The 4,506-nt window shown below is 68.1% G+C and carries 5 protein-coding genes; 3 read left to right on the top strand and 2 right to left on the bottom strand.

Annotated elements, in window-relative coordinates:
• Positions 1–255: 255 nt before the first annotated feature.
• Positions 256–726 carry a cyanase gene (gene cynS, locus ACWELQ_RS39040; RefSeq protein WP_452402035.1) on the bottom strand — a complete coding sequence of 157 codons (471 nt, stop codon included), beginning with the start codon at positions 724–726 and terminating at the stop codon, positions 256–258.
• 71 nt (positions 727–797) lie between these two features.
• Entirely contained in the window at positions 798–1,400 is a 603-nt protein-coding gene (locus ACWELQ_RS39035; RefSeq protein WP_452402034.1) for a carbonic anhydrase, read from the bottom strand.
• 123 nt (positions 1,401–1,523) lie between these two features.
• Here ACWELQ_RS39035 and cynR point away from each other — a divergent pair, with 123 nt between their 5' ends.
• The 3 genes from cynR to ACWELQ_RS39020 all read left to right on the top strand — a co-directional run bounded on the left by cynR (position 1,524) and on the right by ACWELQ_RS39020 (position 4,217).
• Entirely contained in the window at positions 1,524–2,486 is a 963-nt protein-coding gene (gene cynR, locus ACWELQ_RS39030; protein ID WP_452402033.1) for a transcriptional regulator CynR, read from the top strand.
• Between the two features lie 113 nt (positions 2,487–2,599).
• The gene (locus ACWELQ_RS39025; RefSeq protein ID WP_452402032.1) at positions 2,600–3,109 is read left to right on the top strand and encodes an RDD family protein; all 510 of its coding nucleotides are present in this window, start codon (positions 2,600–2,602) and stop codon (positions 3,107–3,109) included.
• Between the two features lie 421 nt (positions 3,110–3,530).
• Positions 3,531–4,217 (top strand): vWA domain-containing protein, encoded by a 687-nt coding sequence (locus tag ACWELQ_RS39020; protein WP_452402031.1) that lies wholly within the window; start codon positions 3,531–3,533, stop codon positions 4,215–4,217.
• Positions 4,218–4,506 lie beyond the last annotated feature (289 nt).

Raw genomic sequence — 4,506 nt, 5'->3', positions numbered from 1 at the left:
CGCACCCTGGTGACCCGGCGGTCCGGAACACCCGAATCCACCGGCATTCTCACCACACTGACGCCCCCGCCGTCGCCGCATTGGCCAGCCACATGGTTCGAAGTCGTGGTTGCAGCATCACATCTCCGTCCGCCGAAGCTCCCTGAAGGCGACGGTACGGTTACCAGATAAACCTCCAGGTGCCCGGACATGACCGATCAGCTTCCAATTCCGGACATTCAGGTCATCTTCGGGCGTTCCGGGAGTCCGCGGTGGTCAGAACGGTTTGGTGGGCAGGTACTTTCCATCCAGGGTGATGACCGCGCGCTCGCCGCCCTCGGGGTCGGCGACCTTCTTCACGTCGAGTTTGAAGTTGATGGCCGAGATGATGCCGTCGCCGAACTGCTCGTGCACCAGGGCTTTGAGGGTGGTGCCGTAGACCTGGAGCATCTCGTAGAAGCGGTAGATGGTCGGGTCGGTGGGGACGCCGCCGGGGATCGAGCCGCGCATCGGGATGGTTTGCAGCAGGCGGGCCGCGTCGTCGTCGAGGTCGAGCAGCTCCGCGACCGCGAGGGCCGACTTCTCCGGCAGCGGATGCTGACCCAGGATCGCGGCGGTGGTGAAGGCGGGCGAGAGCCCGGCCGCGTCGGCGATCTGCTGCCAGGTCAGGTCCTTGGCGATCTTGGCGGCGACGGCGATATCCGCCAGGGCTTCGCGGGCGGTCGGATCGAACTGTGCGTGCACCATGGTGGTGACTCCTTTCGGGAAGCCGCGCTCGCGGACGCGAGAACGGTGGTGTGGGAAGGGATTTCGGGGGTTCAGGCGGCGCGGAACGCGCCGGCGGGGTCGAGCGCCTCGACGCGCCCGCTGCCGATGTCGTACACCCAGCCGTGCAGGGTGAGGGTCTGCCGCGCCAGTGCCCGCGCCACCGAGGGATGGGTGGCGAGGTTGGCCAGCTGTGCCACCACATTGTGGCGAACCAAGGCCGATACCGCTGCGGCACCGGTGATTTCGGGATCGATGCGCGCGGTGGCGGCGTCGGCGTGCGAGAGCCAGTCCGCGACCGCGGGCATCCCCGACAGGTCCTGCCCCTGCGCCAGCGCGGTCATCGCGCCGCAGCCGCTGTGCCCGCACACCACGACGTCGGTGACGCCGAGCGCGCTCACCGCGTACTCGACGCTGGCGACGACCCCGTTCGCCGCGCCCGGCGTGTAGGGCGGGACCAGATTGCCCGCGGTGCGGATGACGAAGAGCTCTCCGGCTTCCGCGGAGGTGATGAGTTCCGGCACCACCCGGGCGTCGGAGCAGCCGATGAACAGTGCCCCGGGCCGGTGGTCGTCGGCGAGCCGGGCGAACAGTCCGGCCTTGGCCGGGAACACCTCGCGCTGGAATCGCCCGAGACCCTCCGTGAGGTTTGGCATGGGAACTCCTCTCCGATCATGCCGATCCCCTCAGACCGGCGAGTTCCACACTGCCTGAACTGGCACTATAGTGTCCAAGACGCAATACCGATCATCACTATCGTCCTCACCTATAGTTGGTCCGTGGCACCAGAACTCCGGCATCTGCGCTATCTGCTGGCCGTCGCCGAGCACGGCAACTTCACCCGGGCCGCCGAGGATCTGCACGTCTCGCAGCCGACGCTGTCGCAGCAGATTCGCCAGCTCGAGCGGCTGGTCGGCGTGCCGCTGCTGGACCGCACCGGCCGTTCGGTCCGGCTGACCGACGCCGGAGCCGTCTACGCCGAGCACCCCCGGCGGGCGCTGCGTGAACTGGCCGCCGCCGATCTGGCCGTCCACGATGTGGAGGACCTCACCCGGGGCCGTCTGCGGCTCGCGGTGACGCCGACCTTCACCGCGTACCTGGTCGGCCCGCTGATCGCGGAATTCCGCGCCCGCTATCCCGGCATCGCCCTGCATGTGCTCGAAACCGCCCAGGACGCCATGGAATCCGCGCTGCTGGCCGATGAGATCGATCTGGGGATCGCGTTCGCCGACGCCCCGATTCCGGGTCTCGATACCACCGCCCTGTTCGAGGAGGACCTGAGTCTCGTAGTGGGCGAACACCATCCGTTGGTCGGCGAACGCGGCCCGAGTTCGGCCGACCGTTCGACGAGCCCGCTGCCGATCGCCGTGCTCGCCGACCAGGAGCTCGCCCTGCTCAGCCGCGATTTCGCCACCCGCGGCCACATCGACGACTATCTGGCCGCGCACGGGGTGACGCCCCGGATCGCGGTGGAGACCAATGCCATTCCCTCGGTTCTCGAGATCGTGCGGCGCACCACCCTCGCCACGGTGCTGCCGCCGGCCATCGCGCACGCCCAGCCCGGACTGGGCACGCTCGTCCTGGATCCGCCGCTGCCGACCCGCACCGTCGCCCTGCTGCGGCGCGAGCACTCGTATCGTTCGGCGGCCACACGCGCGTTCACGCGGTTGTGCCGGGAGTGGGTCCGGGCCCATCTCCCGCCGCCGCGAGTTCCGGAGCGGAAAACCGAAACCCGAGCCTGAGCAGCCGATTTCCACGCCATCCCATAGCGACCGGCCGGTCCGCGGCCGATGGTGGGTCCACCCGATCCGGGCCCGGCCCGGACCATCCCCGACCCGCTCGCCAGGGAGCCGCCATGAATCCACCGCGGTATTCACCGCTGATCGAACTGCCGTCCGGGCGTTTTCATCCCGGTGGATTCGCGGCACGGACAGCGGCGCGGGTCCTCGACGCGATTGTCGTCGCCATTCCGGTCGCGCTGCTGGCCGCGTTCATCATCGCGGGCTCGGCCGACGACTCCGGGTATTCCAGCGAGGATTCCGGGATCGCCGCGGCGCTGCTCATTGTCGCGCTCGCCGTGGCATTGAGCGGACTGTATGAAATCGCGTTCGTCGCCGCGAGTGGCAGCACTCTCGGAAAACGAGTCCTCGGATTGCGAGTAGTCAACGCGGACACTTCTTCTCCGCCCCGCGACGGCACCGGCGCGGGACCGGCCTTCACCCGCTGGGCCACCCTGTTCATTCCCGGTTTGCTGACCGCCGGCGGCTGGACGCTGCTGTGCGTACTCTCCTGCGCGCGCGGCGGTCCCGGACATCAGGGCTGGCACGATCGCACGGCCCGCACCTACGTGATCGCCGACCGATAGCGGAAATCCGACCCGCCGATTCGCTTCCCCGACTCCGCCCGAATGTCATACCCGTGCGCAATAATCCCGAATACACCGAATGGGATTGCGGCGCAGTCGATAACGATCGGGAGGGCCGGTGGCGGGGGAATCCGGTGGGGGCGGCACGCCTCGGGAGGAATTCGCGCAGCGCTTGACGCAACTGTGGGAATTCGCGGGAAATCCGACCTTGCAGCGGGTCGCCGACGCAGCCAATCAACGCATGGCGGCGGGCCCAGGCGGGTTCCGGTCCGGAATTCCGGTGCGGGCCAGGTGATCAGGGCTGATGGGCAGGCTGGCGGTCATGGCCGATGGCCTGCGGTCTTATCCGTTTCTACCTTTTCAAATGTGCCGGTCGAACAGGCCGGGGCAGCTCTCTCCACTCTCGAAAGTGAGGCCGGACATGCCGGAAGTCAGTCAGTTCGCCAATATCGAACGCCCGCCGGTGTTTCCGGTCTGCCTCGTCGTGGATGTGTCCGGGTCCATGAGCGGGCGGCCGATCGACGCGGTCAATCAGGCGTTGCCGGAGATGCAGCGGGCGATTCTGGACGATCCGTCCACCGGGGAGATCGCGCGGATCGGCGTGGTGACCTTCGAGACGCAGGCGCGGATCGCGTTGCCGCTGTCGGATATGCACGAGACGCAGTTGCCGATGCTGGCCTCCGCCGGGCTGACCAACTTCCACGACGCGTTCACCAAGGCGCGCGAGGCCATCGAGGACGGGATTCGGGGGCTCGGCAAGGGAACTCGGTTCTACCGGCCGGTCGTGTTCTTCCTCAGCGATGGCGGCAATACCGGGCCGGACTGGCAACCCGCCTGGCACGAGCTGACCCGCCGCGACAGCAAGTACGGCGCCGAGGTGGTGAGTTTCGGGATGGGGCAGGCGGATCGCGACGCCATCGGGCGGGTGTCCACCGGGCACGCCTTCTTCGCCGTCGACACCGACCCGGCGAACGCGGTGCGCGAGATCCTCAAAACGGTGGTGAACAGCATCCGCACCACCTCACGCTCCTTCAACTCCGCCAACCCCGGCCTATCGATCGCACCCACCGCCGGACTCACCCCGCTGCCGGTGCAGGTGGTCAACTGATGTTCGAGGACTTCCCCCGGTTCTTCCGCAGCGGCCCGGACCGCCCTGTCCCCCAACGCCACCCGGCCGCCAACCCTCCACGACATCCGGGCACCGACTCGCCACGACATCCGAACACCGACACCCCTCCACATACGGGTACCGACTTCCCGCCATATCCCGGCACCGATTCCTCGTCAGATCCCAGCGCCAGTTCCTCATCACATCCTGGCACCGACTCGTCGCCACGCCCCAGCGCCAACTCCACGCCACATCCCGGCGCCGACTCATCGCGATATCCGGATGCCAG

Source organism: Nocardia sp. NPDC004722 (assembly GCF_053601505.1).
Note: the sequence above shows the minus strand (reverse complement) of the source record. Positions and strands in the feature narration are given on the sequence as shown.

What these genes read in the sequence shown, in the direction of transcription:
- ACWELQ_RS39020 (WP_452402031.1), top strand. Translation starts at nt 3,531, where the DNA reads ATGCCGGAAGTCAGTCAGTTCGCCAATATCGAACGCCCGCCGGTGTTT.
- ACWELQ_RS39025 (WP_452402032.1), top strand. Translation starts at nt 2,600, where the DNA reads ATGAATCCACCGCGGTATTCACCGCTGATCGAACTGCCGTCCGGGCGT.
- cynS (WP_452402035.1), bottom strand. Translation starts at nt 726, where the DNA reads ATGGTGCACGCACAGTTCGATCCGACCGCCCGCGAAGCCCTGGCGGAT.
- ACWELQ_RS39035 (WP_452402034.1), bottom strand. Translation starts at nt 1,400, where the DNA reads ATGCCAAACCTCACGGAGGGTCTCGGGCGATTCCAGCGCGAGGTGTTC.